This is a genomic window from Lentzea flava, assembly GCF_014648475.1.
Lineage (GTDB): Bacteria > Actinomycetota > Actinomycetes > Mycobacteriales > Pseudonocardiaceae > Lentzea > Lentzea flava.
The window spans coordinates 410,500-432,541 of sequence record NZ_BMRE01000001.1; the positions used below are offsets into that span (position 1 = coordinate 410,500).

The following is a 22,042-nucleotide window of genomic DNA, read 5'->3' on the forward strand; positions in this document are numbered from 1 at the left end:
ATGCCGCAGCCCTGCCCACCCGAACTGGACCGGGACACGCCCGCGCTCGTGCTCAAGCTCGACGCGAACGTGTTCCACCACGGCGGGCTGGGCGTGATCCGGAGCCTGGGCCGGCTCGGCGTTCCGGTCTACGCGGTGCAGGAGGAGCGGTTCACCCCGGCCGGCGCGTCGCGGTACCTGCGGGGCGGCTGGGTGTGGCGGCCCGGCACCGAGGACGCCGACCGGGTGCGACTCGGCCTGCTGCGGCTCGCGGACCGGATCGGACGCCGGAGCGTGCTGCTGCCCACCGACGACGCGGGTGCGCTGTTCGTCGCCGAGCACGAAGCCGGCCTGCGCGAGGCGTTCCTGTTCCCGAAGCCCGATCCGGGCCTGCCCCGGCAGGTCGCCGACAAGTACGCGCTGTACGAGCTGTGCCGCCGGTTCGGAGTCCCCTGTGCCGCGACGACCCGCGCGTCGTCGCTCGGAGAGGCCGCGGAATTCCTGGACACGGCGGGGTTTCCGGTGATCGTCAAGCTGGTCCGGCCGTGGCACGAGCGCGGCAGGCGGCAGCGGAGCACCACTCTCGTGCGCACGCGCGAAGAGCTGAGCGCGCTGTTCGACCGAGCCCGCGGCACCTCGTTGATGCTCCAGGAGTACCTGCCCGGCGGTGCGGACGCTGACTGGTTCTTCCACGGGTACTGCGACGCGCGCTCGATCTGCCGCCCCGCCTTCACCGGTCGCAAGCGCCGCTCGTACCCGGCGCACGCCGGGCTCACCGCGTTCGGGCGCGCCGAGCAGAACGCCGAACTCGCCGCGGGTGCGCGGGACCTGCTCGCCAGACTCGGCTACCGCGGGATCATGGACCTCGACCTGCGCCGCGACCCGCGCGACGGGCAGTACAAGCTGCTCGACTTCAACCCTCGCCTGGGCGCGCAGTTCCGGCTGTTCACCGACGACACCGGGGTGGACGTGGCGGTCGCCGCGCACCTGGACCTCACCGGCCGCGAGATCCCGCAGGGCCGGCCGGTCGACCGGGGTTTCCTCGTCGAGAACTACGACCCGATCGCGGCCGCCGGGTACTGGCGGCGGGGCGAGCTGGACCTGCGCACCTGGCTGCGCTCGTTGCGCGAGGTGGACGAGCTGGCGTGGTTCGCACGCGACGACCTGCGGCCGTTCGGGCTGATGTGCGCTCGCCTGGGCTGGCGCGTCCTGCGCCGGCCGTTTCCGCCGCGAAACAGATCCCACACGCCGGCGCCGCCGCGATTCCGGCCGGGCCGGGCCACCAGCCACTCCGAAAGGGGAAGCCGATGATCGAGACCGACGTCGCCGTGGTCGGCGCGGGCCCGTACGGCCTGTCGATCGCCGCGCACCTGCAGGGGCTCGGGGTGCGATTCCGCCACTTCGGTGTTCCGATGCAGCTGTGGCGAAGCGCGATGCCCGAGGGGATGTTCCTGAAGTCGCAAGGGTTCGCGTCGAATCTGTCCGACCCGGACGGCAAGCACACGCTGCGCGAGTTCTGCCGCGAAACCGGTCGGGTCTACGCCGACTACGGCGTCCCGGTCGCGCTCGACACCTTCGTCGCCTACGGCGATTGGTTCCGCGACGCGCACGCACCCGACCTCGACGAGCGGCTCGTCGAACGGGTCAGCGCCGCCGGAGACCGCTTCGAACTCGCCGTCGAAGGGGGCGACACCGTCCGGGCCGGCAAGGTGGTCTTCGCCCCGGGCGTGCAGTACTTCGCCCATCTGCCAAGGGAATTCGCCGGACTGCCGGAGAGCGTGTGCTCGCACAGCTCCGCGCACACGGATCTGAGCACCTTCCGCGGCAAGGACGTGATCGTCGTCGGCGCGGGCCAGTCCGCGCTGGAGTCGGCGACGTTGCTGCACGAGCACGGCGCGAGCGTGCGGCTGGTCGCCCGCGCGCACCGGCTGGTCTGGAACGGCCCGCCGCTCGCGCCCGACCGCCCGGTGCTGCAGCGCTGGCGTGAACCGGAAGCAGGTCTCGGCTCTGGCTGGTCCACCTGGTTCTACTCGACGCGCCCGCGGCTGTACCGCCGGCTTCCCTCCGGCCTGCGGGTGAACCGCGCCCGCACCGCGCTCGGACCGGCCGGCGCGTGGTGGCTGCGTGCGCGGACCGAAGGGGAGTTCCCGGTGCTGCTGGGACGTTCGGTGCTCGGATGCCAGCCCATCTTCGGCGGCGTGCGGCTCCGCGTGTCGACACCGGACGGCCTCGCGCAACTCGAGACCCAGCACGTCATCGCGGCCACCGGTTACCGGCCTCGCGCACGGCGGTTGTCGTTCTTGGACCAGAGGTTGCAGGCACGGCTGCGGTTGATCGACGGTGCCCCTTGGGTGGGTCCGGGCTTCCACTCCAACGTGTCCGGCCTGTTCTTCGCCGGCCCCGCGGTGGCCGCCTCGTTCGGGCCTGTCATGCGGTTCGTCTACGGCGCGGACTACGCGGCCCGCACCATCGCGCGGGAACTCGGATGAGCTTCAGGGCGGCCGTCACCCACCCACCGGCCCAAAGCGGACGGCGGGAACCGGTGCGCGCCTTGGGCGGTTTTCGCGCCGCGTCCGCGGTGATCCCGGCGGGAGACACGGTCGCCGTGCTCGTCGCGGCAGGAGTGACCGGGTGGAAGTGGACCGCGATCGCGTACGCGGCCGCGGTGCTCACCGTGCTGCGGTCGTCCGGAACGCAACGGGTGCGGATCTGTCCGCGGTTCGGCGAGGAACTGCCCTGGTTCGCGCTCGCGGTGGCGGTACCCGCCGTGCTGATGCGGCCCTGGGTGGGCGTCGCCCTCGTCGTCGCCACCAGCGTGGCGGCGGTGGTGGTCAGGCCGGCCTGCTACGCGGCGCTTCGCGCCGCTCGACGCCGGCACCGGCTGGCCGAGCCGACGGTCATCATCGGCACCGGCACGCTCGGCATCGAACTCGCGCGAATCCTGGGTGCCCATCCCGAATTCGGGCTCCGCGCGGTCGGTTTCGTCGACCACCTCCCGCCGGGGCCGGCAGCCGGGCTGCCGTTGCTCGGCACTCCCGCCGAACTGTCCGCGGTGGTGGCCCGGCACCAGGTGCGGCACGTGGTCGTCTGCTTTCCCGCGGTGAGCGACGCGCAACTCGTGCCGGTCCTGCGCGCTCGCCGGGCGGTGCGGGTTCACGTGGTGCCGCGGTTGTACGAGCTGGGCACGACGATCCCGGCACGGTACCGGGACGAGATCCACGGGATCCCGCTCGTCACCCTCCGGTCCGTGTGCGGAAACCGGTTCGCGAAACGGGTTTTCGATCTGGTCGCCGCCACCGCGCTGCTCGTCCTGCTCTCGCCGCTGCTGGCGATCCTGATGGCCGCCCTGCGGGTCCGCCACGGCAGCCCGGTGCTGTTCCGCCAGCTGCGGCTGAGCCGGGACGGGGAGTGCGTGCCCGTCCTCAAGCTGCGCACGCTCGACGATCCGGCTCCGGACACGAGCTGGGCCGTGCCGGAACCCGGGAGCCGGCTGCGGTGGTGGCTGCGCGCGACCCATTTCGACGAGCTGCCGCAGCTGTGGTGCGTGCTGCGCGGAGATCTGTCGCTCGTCGGGCCGCGGCCGGAACGGCCGTACTTCGCGGCCCGCTTCGCCACCACCGTCCCCGGCTACGCCGACCGCCACCGGGTGCTCGCCGGGCTGACCGGCTGGGCGCAGGTCCACGGGTTGCACGGCGACACCTCGATCCGGGAGCGCGTCCGCTTCGACAACGCCTACGTCGAGCACTGGTCACTGTGGACGGACCTGGTCGTCCTCGCCCGCACCCTCCGCACACCGCTGGCCGGCCTGCGCCGATCCGAAGGAGAGCGACAGTGAGAGTTCTGCACATCATCACCGGGCTGGACGTGGGCGGCGCCGAGCTGCAGGTCCGGATGCTGCTCCAGCACAGCCGCCACGACGGCGAAGTGCTCACCCTCTACAACCCCGCCACGGTGGCCGCGATGATCACGGCCGACGGCGGCCGCGTGCGGGATCTCGGGATGCGGCGCAACACCCAGCTGTCCGCGGTGCCGCGGCTGGCTCGCCTGCTCTGGTCGGAACGGTTCGACGTCGTGCACGTCCACCTGTATCGCGCGTGCGTCTACGGCAGGACCGCGGCCTGGCTGGCCCGCACCCCGGTCGTGGTGACCAGCGAGCACTCGATCGGTGAGACCCACATCGAGCGCCGCCCCATGACGCTCGGCGTCCGGGCGCTGTACCTGGCGACGGACCTGTTCTCCGACGTGACCGTCGCGGTGTCGGACACGGTCCGGCAACGGCTGGTCCGGTGGGGCGTGCCGGCACGCAAGATCGTCACCATTCCCAACGGGCTGGAGTTCGGCGACCTCGCGTTCGACCCGGCCAAGCGCGCCGAAGCGCGGCAGCGGCTCGGGATCGCGCAGAACGCGTTCGTGGTGGGCGTGATGGGCCGCCTCGACGCCGCGAAGCGGATCGACCTCGCGATCCGGGCCGCCGCCCCGCTGCTGGGCGAAACCCGGAAGATGCTGATCGTCGGTCAAGGCGCCGACCGGGAACGGCTGGAGGGCGTCGCGGCCGCTGCCGGAGTCGCCGGCCACGTGATCTTCGCCGGCTATCAGGCCGACGGCGTGGCGATGCTGTCCGCGCTGGATCTGTACGTGTCCACCTCCGCGCAGGAAACGTTCGGCCTGTCCGTGCTCGAAGCGCTGGCGAACGGGATGCCTGCGCTGTTCACCGCCTGCCCGGCGCTGGACGGGATCGTGACCGACCGGGCTCGGCAGGTGCCGGACGCGGTGCCCGAGTTGCGCGACGAGATCGCGAAGGAGATCGATGCCTGGCCGCGTCCGAGGCAGTCGGTGCCCGAGGTGGTCGACCGGTACGGCATCGCGTCCGTCGCGGCGAGGATCGACGGCCTCTACGAGAGCCTCGCACGACGCAGACAGCTGCTGCGGCGCGAAATCCCCGGAGCGAGGGATCGGGAGCGGGACCATGCGAACGCACAATGACTTCCGCGACGAGTTCGAGGTGGCCGCCCGGCTCCACGCACCGGACCTGGTTCGCATCTTCCTCGTCGACGACCATCAGATGCTTCGCGACGCGCTCGCCGCACGGCTGTCCCTGGCACCGGGTGTGTGCGTCGTGGGCGGGGCGGCGGTGCACGACCCGTTGCTGCTGGAGCGAATCGCCGCACTCCGCCCCGACGTCGTGACCGTCGAGATAGGACACTGCGGTGCGGAACCGGGGCAGCTGCTCGACGAGCTGGCCGGTGCCGTTCCCGGCGGGCACGTCGTCGCACTCACCGAGTGCACGCAGACCGCGCTCGCGGTGGCCGCGGCCAGAGCGGGCGTGATCGCCTGGGTGCCCAAGGAAAGCACGGTCGAGCACCTCATCGGCGTCCTGCGCGCCGCCGGTCTCGGGCAGGCCAGCTACCCGGCGGTCCACCTCGGCGAGGTGCTGCGGGCACTGCGGGCCGACGTCCGCCGTGCGCAGGAGCGCACCGGACCGCTCGACACGCTGAGCCGCCGCGAGCGCGAAGTGCTGGCCAGCATGGTGGAAGGCAAGCGGCGCGCGGAGATCGCGCGCGAACTGAGCGTGTCGACCAACACGGTGCGCACGCACACCCACAAGATCCTGACCAAACTCGGCGTGGGCAGCAGCCTCGACGCGATCCGGATCGCGATGTCGTCGGGAATGCGGCCGTCCTCAGCTTCACGGACGCGCCGTCAGTTGTGACGCAGAGGAAGTGCGAGGCCACCGGCCGGCGAACAACCGGTCCGAAGTCGTAATCGCAGTAGTCCTGCTTGATGAGTTGTCCAGCCGTGGCGCGGCTTAGCGTCGCAGCAACACCGGTTTCGGCCGGCGTGCCCATTCGCCGGGCTTCGACCCACACGTAGAGGGGCTGGCGTGAAACACTCGAGAAGGTGGCGTTCCGCCACCGCCCTGATCATGGCAGCAGCGTGCGTCTGCGGGCTGGGCGTGACGGCGAGCACCGCCGTCGCGGCGGGCCCGCCCCGTGTCGACCTGAACGTTCTCGTGGTCACCGACGGAACGCCCTGGGTGGAGGCGATCCGCCAGCAGATGGCGTCCGAAGGTGTCGCCACGACCGTCGTCGATCTCAACAACGGCGCGCGCCCGGCCATCACGAGCTCCTTCCTGGCCGGCACACTCGCTGATGGCACGCCGCACGCGAAGTTCCAGGGCGTGGTGCTGCCGAGCGACTCCCCGTTGGGGCTGGCACCGGAGGAGCGGGCCGCACTGACCGCGTACGAAACGTCGTATGCGATCCGCGAGGTCGACAGCTTCGTCTACCCGACCCCGAACGTCGGCATGAACACGCCCACCTACGCGGGTTCGCTCGACGGCACGAAGGTCACCGTGACCAGCGCGGCGCGCTCGGACGCGTTCCGCTATCTCGGCGGCACCTTCAAGTTCGACGGCACTCCCGGCGGCCCCACCTCGTACGGCTACCTGGGCCAGCCGCTGCCGAACACCGCGACGTCGTCGTTCACACCGATGCTGACCGCGACGATTCCCGGTACCACCACGACCGCGACGCTCGCCGGTGTGTACACGACCGGAACCCGGCAGCAGCTGGAGATCAGCTTCGGCTACAACTACTACCAGGGCCAGTTCCGCTACCTCGCGCACGGCATCATCGACTGGGTCACCAAGGGCGTCCACTTCGGATACTGGCGCAACTACTTCAGCGTCCACATCGACGACGTGTTCAGCTACGACGCGATCTGGAGCGACATCGGCAAGTGCACACCGGGAGACGGGGTCTGCCCGCCCGGCACGCCGGAGACCACGCCGGTGCGGATGACCGGCTCCGACGTCAACTACGCCGTGCAGTGGCAGCAGCAGAACAACTTCACGCTCGACATGCTGTACAACGGCGGGGCGTCGGCGCAGTACCTCCAGGACAACGGCGGGCTGTTCGACCCGCTGCTGCTCTCGTTCCAGCTCAACGGTCCCAGCCGGTTCCGCTGGGTCAACCACACCTACACGCACCCGTACCTCGGCTGCGTGCAGGACTTCACGGTGATCCCGTGGCGGTGCAGCACCGACGCGGCCGGCAACACCGTCTGGGTCAGCAGCGCCACGATCAACGGCGAGATCAAGAACAACGTCTCGTGGGCGAGGCAGAACGGCATCCCGGTGCGCGGCGGTGAGCTGGTGGCCGGCGAGCACTCCGGCACGTTCATCCTGCCGCAGCAGCCGCTGGACAACCCGAACTTCAACGCCGCGCTCGGTCCCAACGGGATCAGGTGGGTCGGACTGGACGCCTCGCGCGAGCCGAACCTGCGCGCCGTCGGCGCGGCGACCGGGCTGCCCCGGCACCCGATCAACGTGTTCTACAACGTCGCGAAAGAGGTGGACGAGGTCTCGGAGTACAACTGGCTCTACACCTCACAAGCCGACGGCGGCAGCGGGATCTGCGAGAACAACCCGACGACGACGTGCATCGCGCCGTTGGACCGGAACACCGGCTGGGACACCTACATCCTGCCGCAACAGATCCAGATCACGCTCGGCTACGTGCTGCAGAACGACCCGCGGCCGTTCTACATGCACCAGAGCAACCTGGTTCAGGACCGGCTGGCGTACCAGGTGATGAGCGGTGTGCTCAGTGCCTACCGCGGTGTCTTCAACGCGAACACGCCGGTCGTGAACGCGACCATGACCCAGGAAGGGCAGGCGCTGGCAGCGCAGAACGCCTGGGCCGCCACGCGGAACGCCGGCACGGTCTCGGGTTACGTCCAGGGCAACACCGTCGTCGTCACCGGTCCCGCGGGCACGCAGGTGCCGATGACCGTGCCGAACCAGACGAAGCTCGGCACCGCGACCTTCGGCAACGCGTACGCCGGTCAGCGATCCGACTACACGACGCTGGGTACGGCCGGGGCGAGGTTCACGTTGCCGTCCACGCCGTTCCCGACGTCGCCGTAGCGAACCGCGAGACGGGTGAACGATGAAGATCGCGATGATGACCGAGGGCACCTATCCCCACCAGTTCGGCGGGGTCAGCGTGTGGTGCGATCAGCTGATCCGCGGCATGCCGGAACACGACTTCCACGTGGTGGCGCTGGTGGCCACCGGGGTCGAGCGACCCTCGTGGGAGCTCCCGGCGAACGTCGCCTCGGTCGTCAGCGTGCCGTTGTGGGGCAGCGGTCCGGCCGGGCGCAGGCCTGGCCGGGCCGGGCGGCGCCGGTTCACTCCCCTGCTCACCGAACTGGTCGACGCGTTGATGGACGACTCCGCGGCAGCGCCCGCTCGCTTCGGCCTGGTGCTGCGGGAGTTGTTCGAGTACGCGCAGGAGGAAAGTCTCAGCGGCGCGTTCGCGACGGAGGAGGCGTTCGACGAGTTCGCGCGCCGGTGGTGTGAACGCCGGCCGGACGAGGCGCCGAGCCCGCCCAGCCTGCACGACGTGCTGACCGCGCTGCAGCTGCTCGACCACTCGTTGAGGGCGCTGTCGCACCCACCGGCGCCGGCGGACGTGGTGCACGCGGTGACGAACGGCCTCGGCGTGCTGCCCGCGCTGGCCGTCAAGTGGAGGCACGGCCGGCCGCTGATCGTCACCGAGCACGGCATCTACCTGCGCGAGCAGTACCTGCACGCCCGCAAGGGCCCGTACCGGTGGCCGGTGAAGGCGCTGTACCTGCGTTTCCTCCACCACCTGTGCGCGCTGGGCTACCGCGAAGCCGCACTGATCACGCCGGGAAACGTCTACAACACCCGGTGGGAACGGCGGCTCGGCGCGCGCCCGGAATCCGTGAAGACCGTCTACAACGGAGTCAATCCGGCCGACTTCCCGGCTTTCGACTCCGAACCGGAGGCGCCCACGATCTCCTGGGTCGGACGCATCGATCCGATCAAGGACCTGGAAACGCTGATCCGCGCGTTCGCGCTGGTGCACCAGGTCCTCCCAGAAGCCCGGCTGCGCCTGTTCGGCTCGCCGCCCGGCGGCCGCGAGGGTTATCTGCGGCAGTGCGAGGAGCTCGCGGCCGAACTCGGCGTCGGCACGGCCACGACGTTCGAAGGCAGGGTCGAGAACATCCGCGACGCCTACGAAGCAGGCCACGTCGTGGTGCTCTCCAGCCTTTCGGAAGGCTTCCCCTACAGCGTGATCGAGGCGATGACCTGTGGACGGCCCTGTGTCGCGACCGATGTCGGCGGCGTGACCGAGGCGATCGCCGACACCGGGATCGTGGTGCCGCCCCGCAACCCCGAAGCGCTTTCCGACGCGTGCCTGGTCCTGTTGCGTGACGCGGAGCTGCGCAAGCGGCTCGGCGTCGAGGCCCGCAGCAGAGCGCTCCAGTTCTTCACCGTCGACCAGGCGATCGAGACCTTCGACGACCTCTACGTGCGCGTCGCCGCCGGTCTCGTCCCCGGTTTTCCGGACGGAGACGGCAGATGAGCGCCGGAACCCTGTCGGGCCTGCAGCAGCCGGAAGTCACCGGCGCGTTGCTGGACACCCCGCCCGCCGCCCCCGCTCAGGACGGTGTCGACGCACTGTGCGAGCAGCTCGCCGAGGTGTGCCGGTCGGCGACCGATCCACTGGAAATCGCCGCGTCGCTGGAGTTCGACGGGCTCAACGACCAAGCCGTGCAAGCGAAGTACGGCTTCCCGGACGTGTTCGCGCTCGCCGAGGAGATGCACCGGCGCGTGCCCGTGCGGCCGGCCGAACCGGAAAGCCCGCCGGACCCGTGGCGACAGGGCTTCGGCCGCCCCGCACTGCACGGCCTGCTCTACAGCCTGCCCGCGGTGTGCTTCCCCGCGGCGACCGGCCTGCTCAGCGGCCCCGGTGCCATCACCGTGCTGCTCGTGTCGATGCTGGCGTCGTGGTCAGCCAGCCAGGGACTGGCCTACCTCGGCTACCTGCGGCTCGGCCGGGGCGACGACGCCGGCACCCGACACGTGCTGCGCTGGGGGATGTTCGTCCTGCTCGCCGGGGTCACCGGAGCGGTCTGGGTGGCGGGGACGATCACCTCGGCGCGGGTGCCGGCAATGGCTTTCGCCGTCGGCCAGGGGCTGTACCTGCTGAGCGCGACAGTGCTGATGGTGCTGCGGGCCGAACGGCTGCTGCTGGTCGTCCTGGCACCCGGATGCCTGGCAGGCACCGGGTTCCTGGTGCTCGGCAAGCCGTCCGGACTCGCGCTGGCGACGGCGTGCGCGCTGGCCGCGACGCCGCTGCTGGGCGCGGTGCTCGCGGCGTGGCTGACTCGTGGTGGCGAACGGAAGGTGTTGTCCGGCAACGAAGTGCTGGCCGCGTTGCCGAGTGCGGTGTTCGGCCTTCTCGCAGCGCTGCTGATCGCCTTCCCGGTGGTGCCGGGGTGGGGTGCCGGCGGATCGGGCGTCAACCCCGGTGCCCTGCTGGCCGCGATACCGCTGTCGCTGAGCATGGGCGTCGCCGAGTGGACGTTGTACTGGTACCGCCGCCGCTGCGCGAGACTGCTGCGCGGCACCGGCAGGGTCGGCCGGTTCCGCCGCCGGTCCGCGCTGATCCTGCTGGCCGCGCTCGCCCAGTACCTGACCGCCACCGTCGTGCTCGTCGCCGCGGTCGTGACGGGTGCGACGGCGCTCGGCCTCGTCGACCCGCAGTGGACGTCAGCACCTCAGGTCGTGGCCTACCTGGCGCTCGGCGGTGCGATGTTCCTGGCATTGCTGCTGCAGACGATGGGCTGCCGTCTGGTGCCCCTGGTCGCGTGCGGGGCCGCGTTCGCCGCGGAGTTCGCCGCCCGCGGGCTCGGCGTGCCCGCCCAGCTCGCCGCGACCGGCGGACTGCTGCTGTTCCTCACGTTGTACGCCGTGGCCGTCCTGTGCAAGGCGATCCGGCACGGGTAAGGCACTGGACAGAGAAGGGATCGGTTCATGGCGGGTCTTGTCGCAGTCACCGGCGCCGAGGGCTTCATCGGCTCACACCTGGTGGAGGCGCTGGTGCGGCGCGGGCACCGGGTCCGCGCCATGGTTCTCTACAACATGTTCAGCTCACGGGGCTGGCTGGACACGCTCGACGACGACGTGCGGGCACAGGTCGACGTGGTCTTCGGCGACGTGCGGGACCCCGCGTCGGTTCAGCGCGTGGTGGAGGACGCCGAAGTCGTCTACCACCTGGCCGCGCTGGGATCGGTGCCGTACTCCTACGCCGCTCCGAGGTCCTTTGTGGACACCAACACGATCGGCACGCTACACGTGCTCGAAGCGGTGCGCACCTGCCGGACCCCGCGCCTGGTGCACACCTCCACCAGCGAGACCTACGGCACCGCCCGAACGGTCCCGATCAGCGAGCAGCACCCGTTGCAGGCGCAGTCGCCGTACGCCTCGTCGAAGATCGCGGCCGACATGCTGGTCGAGTCCTACCACCTGAGCTTCGAGGTCCCCGCGGTCACGCTCCGGCCGTTCAACACCTTCGGCCCACGGCAGTCGGCGCGTGCGGTCATCCCGACGGTCATCACCCAGCTCGCGGCCGGCGCACATCGGCTCAAGCTCGGCGCGCTGGCTCCGACCAGGGACTTCACCTACGTGACCGACACGGCGGAGGCGTTCATCGCGGTGGGCACCGCGCCGGCGTCGGCGGTGCTCGGTGAGGTCTTCAACGCCGGCACCGGGACGGAGGTGTCGATCGGCACGCTCGCGGGCGACATCGCGCGGGTGATGGGCGCCGACGCCGTCATCGACGAGGACGCGCAACGCGTCCGCCCCAAGGACTCCGAGGTCATGCGACTGGTGTGCGACGCGACGAAGCTGACCGACCGCACCGGCTGGCACCCGCGCCACAGCCGCGAGGAAGGCCTGAGAAAGACCATCGAGTGGATGTCCGATCCCGCCAACCTGGCCCGCTACCGGCCCGGCGAGTACAACCAGTGACCTCTGGAGGCGAACATGCACGCGGTAATCATGGCCGGCGGCAAAGGCATCAGACTCCGCCCGTACACGACCCTGTTGCCGAAGCCGCTGGTGCCGATCGGGGACAGGTTCTCGATCCTCGACATCGTGCTCGGCCAGCTCGCCCACCACGGCTTCGAACGGATCACCCTGGCGATCGGGCACCTGGGCGAGCTCATCCGCTCCTACGTCGGCGACGGTGGACGCTGGGGCCTGGAGATCGACTATCACACCCAGGACTCTGAGCTGGGCACGATGGGCCCGGTGCTGGAGCTGCTGGACCGGCTCCCGGAAGAGTTCCTGGTGATGAACGGCGACGTGCTGACCGACATCTGCTACGGCGACCTCCTCGACCAGCACCTGGAAAGCGGCGCGCCGCTGACCGTCGCGACCTACCAGCGTCAGGTCAAGGTCGACTTCGGCGTCCTGTCCACAAAGGACGGCGTGGTGGTGGACTTCGTGGAGAAGCCGACGGTCGACTACCGGGTCAGCATGGGCGTCTACGGCGTGAGCCGCCGGACCCTGAAGCGTTACACGCCAGGGATTCCGTTCGGCTTCGACGACCTGGTCCTCGACCTCCTCGCCAGGAGCACCCCGCCCCACGAGTACCCGTTCAGCGGCTACTGGCTGGACATCGGCCGCCCCGACGACTACGACCGCGCCAACGCGGAGTTCGAGCTGATCAAGGAGAACCTGTTGAGGGGTGCGCGATGCGCGTCCTGGTGATCGGCGCGGGCGGCTTCCTCGGCGCGCACGTCCGGCGGGCCGCCCTCGACGCGGGGTTCGACGTGGTGACCGCCGGCCGATCACCGCTGGCGTCGTCGCCCCGGCACCTCCTGATCGACCTCGGCACCATCCCCGCGGCCGCCCTCGCCGAGCTCATCGCCCGGCTCGAGCCGGACGCGGTCGTGAACTGCGCGGGTGCGATCGAGGGTGACGGGCGCACCCTGGCGACGACCAATGTGGACGGTGTGACCACGCTCGTGCGAGCACTGGCACTGGCGGGCGGCCGGATTCGGCTGGTCCACCTCGGCTCGGCGGCGGAGTACGGTCCCGGCCAGGAGGGAATCCCGGTGGCCGAATGGATGCCACCGCACCCGATCGGCGACTACGGCGTCACGAAGCTCCTCGGCACGCGGATGATCGAGCGCGCCAGGGCGGACGGCCTCGACGGCGTGGTGCTGCGGGTGTTCAACCCGGTGGGCGCCGGCGCCGGGCGCAGCGGCCTCCCCGGTCGCGCCGCGGCGGCGCTGCGGGTGGCCGTCGCCAACCGCGAAGACCTGCGCCTCGGCCCGCTCGACGCGGTCCGGGACTTCGTCGACGCGCGCGATGTCGCCGACGCCGCACTCGCGGCGGTGACGGCGGAGGAGCTGCCGCCGGTGCTCAACGTCGGCAGCGGACGTGGCCTGTCCTGCCGGGACCTGGTGAAGGAACTGCTCGCCGTCAGCGGTGCGAGCTGCGCCGTCCGGGAGGACGACGGCGGTTCGGCGCGCTCGGCAGGGGTGTCCTGGCAGCAGGCCGACATCACGTTGGCCACGACCGTGCTCGCATGGCGGCCACGCCGGGATCTCGCCGACGCGGTGGCGGACCTGTGGAGGTCGTCGTGACCAGGCTGGTCGTGCCCGCGTATTTCCACCCCGCTGTCCGTCCAGGTGACTGGGCCGAGCTGGCGCGGCATCCGCAGCAGGTCCGGCTGGTCGTGCTGAACCCGGCGAGCGGCCCTGGCACGCTGTGCGACGAGGTGTTCCTGCCGGCGCTCGAGCGGTTGACCGAGGCCGGGATCGCGGTCGCCGGGTACGTCGACACCGGCTACGGGAGCTGTCCCGCCGCGGACGTGCTGGCCCAAATCCAGCGCTACGCCGACTGGTACGGGGTGACCGGCGTCCTCTTCGACCGGGCGTCGGCCCTGTCCACCGACCTGGCCCACTACACCGCGCTCGCCGGGGCGGCGCGCGAGCTGGGCATGGCGACGGTGGCGTTCAACCACGGCGCCCATCCCGCAGAAGGCTATGCCGCCCAGGCCGACCTGCTGGGCACCTTCGAGGGCACCCTTCCGTCCTATTTGGACGCCGTGGTACCGCGCTGGGTGCGCCGGTGGCCCGCGGACCGCTTCTTCCACCTCGTGTACGAGGTGCCGGAGAACTACTTCGGCAAGGTGTGCCGACTCGCCGAGCACCGCCACGCCGGCAGCCTCTTCCTCACCGATCAAGGGGGGCTCAATCCATGGCACCGCGTGCCCGGCGGCCTGCTCGCCACGCTCGTTCCGTGATCGGCCCGGTCCTGGCCACCGCACTGTGCTTCGCGTGCGGTTCCGCGGGGCAGGCGGCCATGCCGACACCCCTGGCCCCGACCCCGGTCCCCAGCGCGACCGCGGCCCAGGACCCGCCCCCGGCTCCGTCCCGGGTTGCGCCTCAGGTGTCGCCGCTGCCAGTACCCCCGGCCACGCGCTGGGTACCGGCACCGGGCACGGCTTGGCAATGGCAGCTGTCCGGCAAGGTCGACACCGGCGTGGACGTGCCGGTGTACGACATCGACGGCGTCGACAACGGCAGCGAAGTCGTCGAGGCCCTGCACCGCGCCGGACGCAAGGTGATCTGCTACGTCAACGTCGGCGCGGCCGAGGACTTCCGGCCGGACGCGGACGCGTTCCCCGCCGCCGTCAAGGGCAAGTCCAACGGCTGGCCGGGCGAGCGCTGGCTGGACATCCGCCGATCCGATGTCCTGCGCCCGATCATGGCGGCGCGTTTCGACACCTGCCGGGACAAGGGTTTCGACGCGGTCGAGCCCGACAACGTCGAGGGCTACACCAACGACACCGGATTCCCGCTGACGGCCGCCGACCAGCTGACCTACAACCGCATGCTCGCCGAGCTGGCGCACGAACGCGGCCTGTCCATCGGGCTGAAGAACGACCTCGGCCAGATACCCGACCTGTTGGCGGACTTCGACTTCGCGGTCAACGAACAGTGCGCCGAGTACGGTGAATGCGGTCGCCTGATCCCGTTCATCAAGGCCGGAAAGGCAGTGTTCCACGTCGAGTACAGCCTCGACACCGCGCAGTTCTGCCCCGAGGTCAAGGCGCTGGGCTTCAGCTCGATGCGCAAGAACCTCGACCTCGGTCCACCGCGCTGGCCCTGCCGCTGAGCAGATCAGCAGGTGACCTTGACGGTCGCGTTCGCCTGGAACGACACGTGCACGTGGTCCATGTGGTTGGCCGTCGGGCTCCCCCGATCCTCCATCGCCGACCAGCCGCTGCCGTCGTTGTAGCGCTGGCGCCAGATCACGTAGGTGACGCCGAACGCCCGGCGGTTGGCCAGCACGTGCTCGGCCAGGGCGTTGCCGGTGGCGGGGTCGACCATGAAGTCCAGCGCCAGGCCGAGCGGATGGTCGCCGGAGCCACCCCGGCCGGCGGCGCCACCGATGTCGTCGACGCCGAACTTGGCCGCGAGGTGGTGACCGACCTGCGCCACATGCGGTTTCACTCCGTCCAGCGTGGTCGGACAGGGCGGCGGAGGAGGCGGCGTGGTGGTCTCGGGCGCTGTCGTGGTCACCGGAGGCGGCGTGGTGGTCGCCGGAGGTAGCGAGGACGGCGGTGCGGTGGTCGACGACGCCGTGACAGACCGCAGGTCCTGGCTGATGGGGGTGGACGAGGCGGCCAGCTGGGCGGCCGCGCCCGTTGGATCGATCGGCTGGTCGGAGTCGCGGACGACCCAGAAGGTCGCGGCCAGGCCCGCGGTGAGGGTGGCGGCGACTGCGATGGGCAGCTTCCGGCTGGGTGTCTGCTTCGTTCTATGTCGGCCCGGCATTCGGGAACACCTTGCGTCGGGGACAGGGCATGGTCACGCGACGCGCAACATTACGAAATGAACACGAGAACGTCACAGGCGAGTGTTGATGCTCACATCTCGGCTGGTGAGCGAGTCGCTACAGCAAGTGACAGGCAGAGGTCGGGACCCCCGCCAGTTCCGGAACTCACCGCGGTTCTGACCGCACCAATTGTGGGCCTCGCTCAGCAATGCCAGCCGGTTCGTCATTGCGAGCAGCCACCGCGACGGCCGGGCCTTCGACCTGAGCGGACCACTTCGGTCGCACCGCCATTCGCGTGCTGTCCGAAGACGAGCAGTGGACCGACGCCGACTTCTGGACCGGCAACCTCGACGTCTACGAGTGGGAGGAATGGCGGCAGCAGCGTGCCGAGCTGATGGCCTTGGCGCCAGGTCACCGGCAGGGTCCACCAGCAGGCAGGGAACTCGGTGAACCCGTGGCGTTCCCGCTCCCCGACCGCCGAGGGCGGCGACCAGCAGGTCGCCGCCCTCTCGTCAGGTCACGCGGCAGGTGTGTACCGCTTGAGCTCGACGATGGCGGTCTTCTCGCTGATCGCCTGGCCGGGGTAGTTCGGGTCCTGCGCGGTGGACCGCGTGAAGACCTCGGCCTTGCCCCGCTGGAACGGCGTGGTGCCGGTCGGGTCGGCCGCCGCGTTCCACGCCACCGGTGCGCCGGCCTTGCACTCGACGCTGGCCGAGAAGTTGCCCCGGATGATCACGTTGTTCTTGACCTGCGTGACGGTGCCGGTCATCTGCACCGCGGCGTTGGTCGTGCACGAGATGGTGCCGTTCACCAGCGCCTTGCCGTTGACCGTGTTCGCCTTGCCCTCAGCCGCGATGGTGGTCTCGAGCTTCAGCTCGGGCGGCGGCGGCTGGTTGTTGATGAAGATGTTGCCGCGTGCGGCTGCGCTCCCGCCCTCGCAGTGCTGCTCGAAGCTCGCGTCGAGCTTGTGCAGGTAGCCCTGCGGCCCCCAGGAGATCTCCCTGATCGTGAACGAGCCGGTCAGCTCGTTGCAGCCCCTGCCGTTGCCGCTCAGGCTCAGACCGGGTCCGGCGCCCTGGAACGGGTAGCGGTGGGCGTTCTCGTAGGTCTTCGCGGACAGAACGTCGTCCTTCGGAGCGGCGAGCGAGATGGTCCACCAGTCGCCGTTCGCACCGTTGACACCCACCGAGAGGAACGTGCGGTTGGCGTTGGTCTGGACGGTCAGATCGTCGCCCGCCGCCTTGGAGTACTTGTAGGAACCGCCGCCGGTGATCCAGTCCCCCGGATCACCCGAGAAGTCGACCGAACCGTCGGTGACCGGCTGCGCCGACGCCTGGCCGACGGTGAACACCGCCAGCACGACGGCCAGCACGGGCACAAAAACGGCGCGCTGAACCAACCTTCTTCGCTTCATGAATCCCCCTGTTCGCGGCACGCCACGGTGCCGAGATCGTTCGTACCGCACGACAGGAGGCACGCCAATCCGCCGAAAGTCCCAACAGACCTGGAGTGCGTTGGCCGCGGCTGTTGCTCGAAGGTGTCGTCGGATCCGTTGAGTTGATCGTCTGGTGAGGACGCGGATCCTAGAGACCGAGGCGCTGCTGCTCGGCCTGCACCACGCGCTGCTCCACCGACACCGCTGAGTCCAGTGCGCTCGCGTGTGAATGCTTCGCGTCGCTTTCACGCGCGTAGTGGTCGAACAGCAGGGTCTTGTGGTCGCGGATCTCCTGCACCCGTGCGTCCACGCTGTCCTTGACCAGCAACCGGTGCACGTGGACCTTGCGGACCTGGCCCATCCGGTGACACCGGGCGATCGCCTGGTCCTCCGTGCTCGGTTTCCACTGCGGCTCGGCGATGATCACGACGGAAGCGGCCTGAATGTTGAGGCCCACGCCGCCCGCCTCGATCTGGGCCACCAGCACCGCGTGGTCCTCGCAGGCCGTGAACGCGTCCACCATCTGCTGACGGTCCAAAGCCGACGTCGCGCCGGTCAGCGGGCCGAACACTTCGACGTGGTCCGCCACCACGTCCAGCACGTCGTGGAAGTAGGAGAACACAACGACCTTCCAGCCGTTCTCCCTCGACTCGTCGATGATCTCCAGCAGGCGCTCCAGCTTCGCCGAGCCGCGGGGCGTGCCCGGCGCGTAGGCGGCGCGGCGCATCGCCATCAGGTTTCCCTCGCGCACCGCGTCGAGGTACGCCCGCCGGTCCTGCTTGCCGAACTCGACCCAGTCCTCCATCTCCAGCAGCTCCGGCAACTCCCCCAGCACGTCTTCCTGGTTGCGCCGCAGGTACACCGGTGCAACGACGCGGCGGAAGGCCTTTGCTCCCACCACGGCGTCGATGGCGCCCGTGCGGGCCGCGACGCCCGGCTGGAGATAGCCGACCAGGTTGCGGAACTCCTCGACGCGGTTCTCCATCGGCGTGCCGGTGAGGAGCACCGCCCGCTCCGCGCGCTGCACGATCGCGTTGACCGCCTGTGAGCGTTGGGTGTCCGGGTTCTTCACGTAGTGCGCCTCGTCGACCACGACCAGCGCGGGGCGGAACCTCTTCGGCAGCACCAGTTTCGGCAGGGTACCGAACGTCGTCACGCCGACGCCGCCCTGCGCCAGCCACGTGCCGACCGCGCCGTCGCGGCCCGCGCCGTGCATCCGGTGCGGCACGAGGTCGCTGTGCCTGGCGATCTCGTTGACCCAGTTGACGACGACGCTCGCCGGGCAGACCACCAGGAACCCGCGCCGCCCACCGGCGGCGAGGCTGGCCATCACCGCGATGGCCTCGATCGTCTTGCCCAGTCCCATCTCGTCGCCGATGATGACGCGTTTGCGGGCCAGCGCGAACTTCGCCCCGAACACCTGGTAGCCGCGCAACGACACCTTCAGCAGGCTCGTGTCCAGCGTGGTCGCGTCGACCTCGTGCTCGATGTCGGCCGGGACGAAACCTTTGGCGGCACTGCGATCCGGCATCGCCTCCGCGCCGGCGAGGTCGGCCAGCAGCGTGTTGTAGGCGGCGGCGTCGAGCTCGTAGTCGCGCCACAGCGCGCGGTGGTCCAGGTCGGGCACGCGCAGCTGCGTGCCCACCGCGCGCAACGCCGCCACGTCGCGGCTGGCCAGCAGGGCCTCGAGCCGGCCGAGCGAATCGATGGCCGCCTGCCGGTTCTTCCGCAACGAGAAGAACATCCGCACCCGGCTCGCGGCACGGGATGCCGCACGCACGTCGGCGTCGACCCTGCCCAGCACGTCTCCGAGCGGCTCGCGCAGCGGACCGACGAGCTGGTTCGCCCTGCGCAGCTTGGACATCAGCTGCAGCAGCTCGGTCTGGGCGCGGCCGGCGCGGTCGGGGTTCAGCCGGACAGTCGTGTCGCGCGCGACGCCGTCGACGACGGCGCGGGCCACCCGCACGATCTGCTCGGCGGACTGCCTGCCGACTCCGGGCACGCCGTCGAGCTCTTCCGGACGCGCCCCGGCGACGTCGGCGACGGTCCGGTACCCGGCGGCCTTCAGCTTGCTCAGCCGCAGGTTCGCCTTCGTCTCCCGCAGCTTCTCCACCGGCATGGCACGGAGCTGGTCGGCCACCAGCGCGTCCAGGACCTCCTGGTACTTCGCGACGGCGAGCGCGAGCAGCCGATCCGGTTCCGCGCGCACCCCTGCCGCCTCGGCGCGGAACGTCTTCGCGGCGGCCAGCACCGCTCGAGCACGCCCACCGACCTTCGACGAGTCGTCCACCCGTGTCCTTCCGTCAGGCGGGCCTGAGGGTACCGAAACCAGCCCCGTCGATGGCGGCGTCAGTTCAGGGCAGCGGGAAGTTGCTGGAGTTGGCGGAGGACCGCCGGGTCCTGCAGCGTCATCCACTGGATGACCTCGGTGTAGGTCGCACACACGGTCTCGGGCTGCCCGCACACCTCACCGAGGTACTGCTCCATCGCGTTCGAGAACGCCGACCCGGACCACTCGTTGAAGTGGTTGCCGATGACCAGCGGCGCACGGTTGCCGTTGAACGCCGCCTGGTACACCGACCGGTACGTGTCTACGACGACCTGGGAGAACTCGGCTGCCCGCGCGGGTTGCTCCCTGGCGCCGTTGAGCACGTACCAGAAGTTGTAGTCCATCATCACGACCCGCCTGCCCAGCGCGGGCACACGCACCTCGGGCATCGGGAACTCCCACAGTCCGTTCTGGACGGACGGCCACTGCACGCCGAGGCTCACATGGCTGGTGTCGTAGACGAGACCGTGCGAGGCCATCGCGGGGAACGCCTTCTGCCAGTCGCCTTCGAGACAAGGGGTGCGGCCACCGCGGATCGCCTCCTCCGGCAGCTTCAGCCCGGCAGCCCGGGCCTTGTCGAGGATCGTCTTGAACGCGTCGAGCTCCGCCCTCCACTGATCGGTGTTCCAGCGGCCGACGGCGGGTTCGTCGCCCGCGCAGAAGTGGCCGTTGTAGTGCGTGCCGAGCTCGTGGCCGGCTTCGATCACCGTGTTCAGGTACCGGATGCGGTCGGCGACTTCCTGCCTGCTGCCGCCGAACCCGATCGACGAGCGTCCCCGCGGGTGCCCAGGCCCGGTGTAGGTTTCCCTGTCCTCGTCGGGGACGAGGTACACGCCCGAAAGCAGGCCGGTGACATGCGCGTTGTTCTTCTGGGCCAACGGAAGCACACGGTCCCAGTGCTTCTTGGACGACGCGCCGTCGAACGAGAAGAGCACGAACTGCGGAGGCTTTTCGCCCACGGCGAGTTTGCGCATCCAGGGCGGCAGCTTCGCCGGCGCGCGCACAGCGGAGGCCGGGTCGCTCGGCGGGGAGGAGGAGGGTTGAGGCTGCGCGGACGACGTCGCCGCCGAATCGGCCACCTCCCGCTCGGCGCCGAAATCCATGACCAGCAGCAGCACGAGGGTCAGCGAGAGCGCCACCCCCGTGGTCAACCATCCCCACCTCTTCACACTGAAGAGACTCGCGATCACCCGATCGGGTTGCACTGGATTGCTGGTTCGACGATCACCAAACAACCGCCTCGTGCCCTCGTTCGCACTCAAGGATCGATGACGACCTCGTACTCCCCCGCGCGCGGCCGAGGACGCACCCCGCGGCGCAGAGCATCGATGAGTTCCGCGGGCTCGCAGTCGAAGCGCACCCGCACTTGCTCATTGGTGAGCACAGCGCGGCACGCACCGAGTTCAAAGTTGATCACGCAGAGCAGATGCGGGCACTCAGGAGCACTGGACGCGATGAACTCCTGGAACTGCTTGGCTTCGTCGTAGGCCCACGCCTCCGGAGGGGTTGCGGCGGTGTACCTCGCGATGAGCTCGTCGGCCTGTTGCACGTCGAAGGTCAACGCGAGCAACCGGTACGACAACGGCAGGGCGGTCACGAGGTTGCCCCGGCGCACGGTGTCGATCAGTTCCCGGTACAGGGGCACGGCGGGGTCGGCTGCCAGCACACCGGTGGGCGCGCTGGAGGCGACCGCGCTCGCCAAGGCGCCCTCCCACTGACCGGAAGTCGTCTCACCCCGACTCGCTCGTCCGGTTCGCCGCGATGCCGGCGACTCGGGCGAGCCGCCGCGGGCGCGCCACACCCGGTGCAGGCCGTGGATCTGCTCGCCGAACACCTCATCGTCTATTCGTTCAGGGCCGACGTAGTCGGGCATCAGCTCGTAGGTGACGGCGCGGAGGGCAGGCAGTCGTCGCGCCACCTCCACGGCGAGGTCGACCAGTTCGGAATCGATGGCTCCGGAATGAGCGTCCAGCATGAAGCCGTGCTTTTCATAGCCGCCGGCGAGATGGATTTCGCACACCCGTTCCAGGGGAAGTGCATCGACGACATCGAGAACCTTCTGCCGCCCGTTGCGTTCGTTGCACCACAGGTTGTGCAGGTCGCACAGAATGAAACAGTCCGCCTCTTCGGCCACTTCGGCGAAGAAGTCTCCATCGGACATCTGCCCGCGCTGTGGACGCAAATAGTTCACGCCCGTTTCGAAGGCAATGGGACGGCCTACTGCCGCCTGGAGCAGTCTGAGGTTGCGCGCGGCGACCGCCACCGCGTCCTCCGTTTGAGCAGGAGGCAGCAGAAAGCCGGTGTGAACGGTTCCGAGTCCGGTTGACGTGAGTTTGTTGATGCTCAAGTGGTCGCTCACCCAAGGGCTGTCCACCACTGCCGCGACCCGCGCCAGCTCGGCCATGTCCTCGGGGCTGGGCGGCACGGTGCCACCTACCGCGCAGGTGACACCGTGCACGACGATCGGCTTTGTGCTGGTGGGAACCCGAGCGGAGACATGACCGCTGCCGATGGAACCCACCGCGGGCTCGAACTCGAGGAAGTCGATGGCGTCGGCGTGGCCGATCAGCCCGTCGAGGCCGGGAAACCACATGACCCCGACACCGAGGTCCGGCAGCTTCGCTGGCAC

At 70.0% G+C, this 22,042-nt stretch carries 18 protein-coding genes; 13 read left to right on the forward strand and 5 right to left on the reverse strand.

The features are described from left to right. The 13 genes from IEZ09_RS02015 (at window position 1) to IEZ09_RS02075 (ending at window position 14,986) form a co-directional block, all read left to right on the forward strand. Window positions 1–1,290, forward strand: a complete 1,290-nt coding sequence (locus IEZ09_RS02015; RefSeq protein WP_189251755.1) for a carboxylate--amine ligase — start codon at window positions 1–3, stop codon at window positions 1,288–1,290. Then, on the forward strand, window positions 1,287–2,468 hold the full coding sequence (locus IEZ09_RS02020) for an NAD(P)-binding domain-containing protein (protein ID WP_189251756.1): 1,182 nt from the start codon (window positions 1,287–1,289) through the stop codon (window positions 2,466–2,468). Before IEZ09_RS02015 ends, IEZ09_RS02020 begins: the two co-directional genes overlap by 4 nt. Next, window positions 2,465–3,814: a sugar transferase gene (locus IEZ09_RS02025; RefSeq protein ID WP_189251757.1), complete on the forward strand. Its 1,350-nt coding sequence runs from the start codon at window positions 2,465–2,467 to the stop codon at window positions 3,812–3,814. Before IEZ09_RS02020 ends, IEZ09_RS02025 begins: the two co-directional genes overlap by 4 nt. Continuing rightward, window positions 3,811–4,962, forward strand: a complete 1,152-nt coding sequence (locus tag IEZ09_RS02030) for a glycosyltransferase (protein WP_189251758.1) — start codon at window positions 3,811–3,813, stop codon at window positions 4,960–4,962. The genes IEZ09_RS02025 and IEZ09_RS02030 overlap by 4 nt, the downstream gene beginning before the upstream one ends. Next, window positions 4,946–5,689 carry a response regulator transcription factor gene (locus tag IEZ09_RS02035; RefSeq protein ID WP_189251759.1) on the forward strand — a complete coding sequence of 248 codons (744 nt, stop codon included), beginning with the start codon at window positions 4,946–4,948 and terminating at the stop codon, window positions 5,687–5,689. The genes IEZ09_RS02030 and IEZ09_RS02035 overlap by 17 nt, the downstream gene beginning before the upstream one ends. A gap of 171 nt (window positions 5,690–5,860) precedes the next feature. Continuing rightward, window positions 5,861–7,906, forward strand: a complete 2,046-nt coding sequence (locus IEZ09_RS02040; RefSeq protein ID WP_189251760.1) for a hypothetical protein — start codon at window positions 5,861–5,863, stop codon at window positions 7,904–7,906. Between the two features lie 22 nt (window positions 7,907–7,928). Continuing rightward, on the forward strand, window positions 7,929–9,374 hold the full coding sequence (gene pelF / locus IEZ09_RS02045) for a GT4 family glycosyltransferase PelF (RefSeq protein WP_229812173.1): 1,446 nt from the start codon (window positions 7,929–7,931) through the stop codon (window positions 9,372–9,374). Beyond that, entirely contained in the window at window positions 9,371–10,801 is a 1,431-nt protein-coding gene (locus IEZ09_RS02050) for a hypothetical protein (RefSeq protein ID WP_189251761.1), read from the forward strand. Before pelF ends, IEZ09_RS02050 begins: the two co-directional genes overlap by 4 nt. Window positions 10,802–10,828: 27 nt before the next feature. Next, window positions 10,829–11,824 carry a GDP-mannose 4,6-dehydratase gene (locus tag IEZ09_RS02055; protein WP_189251762.1) on the forward strand — a complete coding sequence of 332 codons (996 nt, stop codon included), beginning with the start codon at window positions 10,829–10,831 and terminating at the stop codon, window positions 11,822–11,824. A gap of 15 nt (window positions 11,825–11,839) precedes the next feature. Next, window positions 11,840–12,568 carry a sugar phosphate nucleotidyltransferase gene (locus IEZ09_RS02060; RefSeq protein WP_189251763.1) on the forward strand — a complete coding sequence of 243 codons (729 nt, stop codon included), beginning with the start codon at window positions 11,840–11,842 and terminating at the stop codon, window positions 12,566–12,568. Continuing rightward, entirely contained in the window at window positions 12,553–13,449 is an 897-nt protein-coding gene (locus tag IEZ09_RS02065; protein ID WP_189251764.1) for an NAD-dependent epimerase/dehydratase family protein, read from the forward strand. Before IEZ09_RS02060 ends, IEZ09_RS02065 begins: the two co-directional genes overlap by 16 nt. Next, window positions 13,446–14,111: a spherulation-specific family 4 protein gene (locus IEZ09_RS02070; RefSeq protein ID WP_189251765.1), complete on the forward strand. Its 666-nt coding sequence runs from the start codon at window positions 13,446–13,448 to the stop codon at window positions 14,109–14,111. The genes IEZ09_RS02065 and IEZ09_RS02070 overlap by 4 nt, the downstream gene beginning before the upstream one ends. After that, a complete protein-coding gene (locus IEZ09_RS02075) occupies window positions 14,108–14,986 on the forward strand; it encodes an endo alpha-1,4 polygalactosaminidase (protein ID WP_229812174.1) in 879 nt (292 codons plus the stop codon). The genes IEZ09_RS02070 and IEZ09_RS02075 overlap by 4 nt, the downstream gene beginning before the upstream one ends. Window positions 14,987–14,991: 5 nt before the next feature. On the opposite strand, the gene IEZ09_RS02080 is transcribed toward IEZ09_RS02075, so the two are convergent. The 5 genes from IEZ09_RS02080 to IEZ09_RS02100 all read right to left on the reverse strand — a co-directional run bounded on the left by IEZ09_RS02080 (window position 14,992) and on the right by IEZ09_RS02100 (window position 22,042). Next, window positions 14,992–15,648, reverse strand: coding sequence for a VldE C-terminal domain-containing protein (locus tag IEZ09_RS02080; RefSeq protein ID WP_189251766.1), 657 nt, complete (start codon window positions 15,646–15,648; stop codon window positions 14,992–14,994). A gap of 518 nt (window positions 15,649–16,166) precedes the next feature. After that, window positions 16,167–17,063 carry a hypothetical protein gene (locus tag IEZ09_RS02085; protein WP_189251767.1) on the reverse strand — a complete coding sequence of 299 codons (897 nt, stop codon included), beginning with the start codon at window positions 17,061–17,063 and terminating at the stop codon, window positions 16,167–16,169. Between the two features lie 169 nt (window positions 17,064–17,232). Beyond that, a complete protein-coding gene (locus IEZ09_RS02090; protein WP_189251768.1) occupies window positions 17,233–19,374 on the reverse strand; it encodes a DEAD/DEAH box helicase in 2,142 nt (713 codons plus the stop codon). Between the two features lie 59 nt (window positions 19,375–19,433). Beyond that, entirely contained in the window at window positions 19,434–20,564 is a 1,131-nt protein-coding gene (locus IEZ09_RS02095) for a polysaccharide deacetylase family protein (protein WP_229812175.1), read from the reverse strand. 107 nt (window positions 20,565–20,671) lie between these two features. Further along, the gene (locus IEZ09_RS02100; protein WP_189251770.1) at window positions 20,672–22,042 is read right to left on the reverse strand and encodes an MbnB/TglH/ChrH family RiPP precursor modification enzyme; all 1,371 of its coding nucleotides are present in this window, start codon (window positions 22,040–22,042) and stop codon (window positions 20,672–20,674) included.

Coding starts and splice junctions, on each gene's coding strand:
- IEZ09_RS02065 (WP_189251764.1), top strand. CDS start 12,553: ATGCGCGTCCTGGTGATCGGCGCGGGCGGCTTCCTCGGCGCGCACGTC.
- IEZ09_RS02035 (WP_189251759.1), top strand. CDS start 4,946: ATGCGAACGCACAATGACTTCCGCGACGAGTTCGAGGTGGCCGCCCGG.
- IEZ09_RS02015 (WP_189251755.1), top strand. CDS start 1: ATGCCGCAGCCCTGCCCACCCGAACTGGACCGGGACACGCCCGCGCTC.
- IEZ09_RS02020 (WP_189251756.1), top strand. CDS start 1,287: ATGATCGAGACCGACGTCGCCGTGGTCGGCGCGGGCCCGTACGGCCTG.
- IEZ09_RS02060 (WP_189251763.1), top strand. CDS start 11,840: ATGCACGCGGTAATCATGGCCGGCGGCAAAGGCATCAGACTCCGCCCG.
- IEZ09_RS02080 (WP_189251766.1), bottom strand. CDS start 15,648: ATGCCGGGCCGACATAGAACGAAGCAGACACCCAGCCGGAAGCTGCCC.
- IEZ09_RS02055 (WP_189251762.1), top strand. CDS start 10,829: ATGGCGGGTCTTGTCGCAGTCACCGGCGCCGAGGGCTTCATCGGCTCA.
- IEZ09_RS02050 (WP_189251761.1), top strand. CDS start 9,371: ATGAGCGCCGGAACCCTGTCGGGCCTGCAGCAGCCGGAAGTCACCGGC.
- IEZ09_RS02085 (WP_189251767.1), bottom strand. CDS start 17,063: ATGAAGCGAAGAAGGTTGGTTCAGCGCGCCGTTTTTGTGCCCGTGCTG.
- pelF (WP_229812173.1), top strand. CDS start 7,929: ATGAAGATCGCGATGATGACCGAGGGCACCTATCCCCACCAGTTCGGC.
- IEZ09_RS02025 (WP_189251757.1), top strand. CDS start 2,465: ATGAGCTTCAGGGCGGCCGTCACCCACCCACCGGCCCAAAGCGGACGG.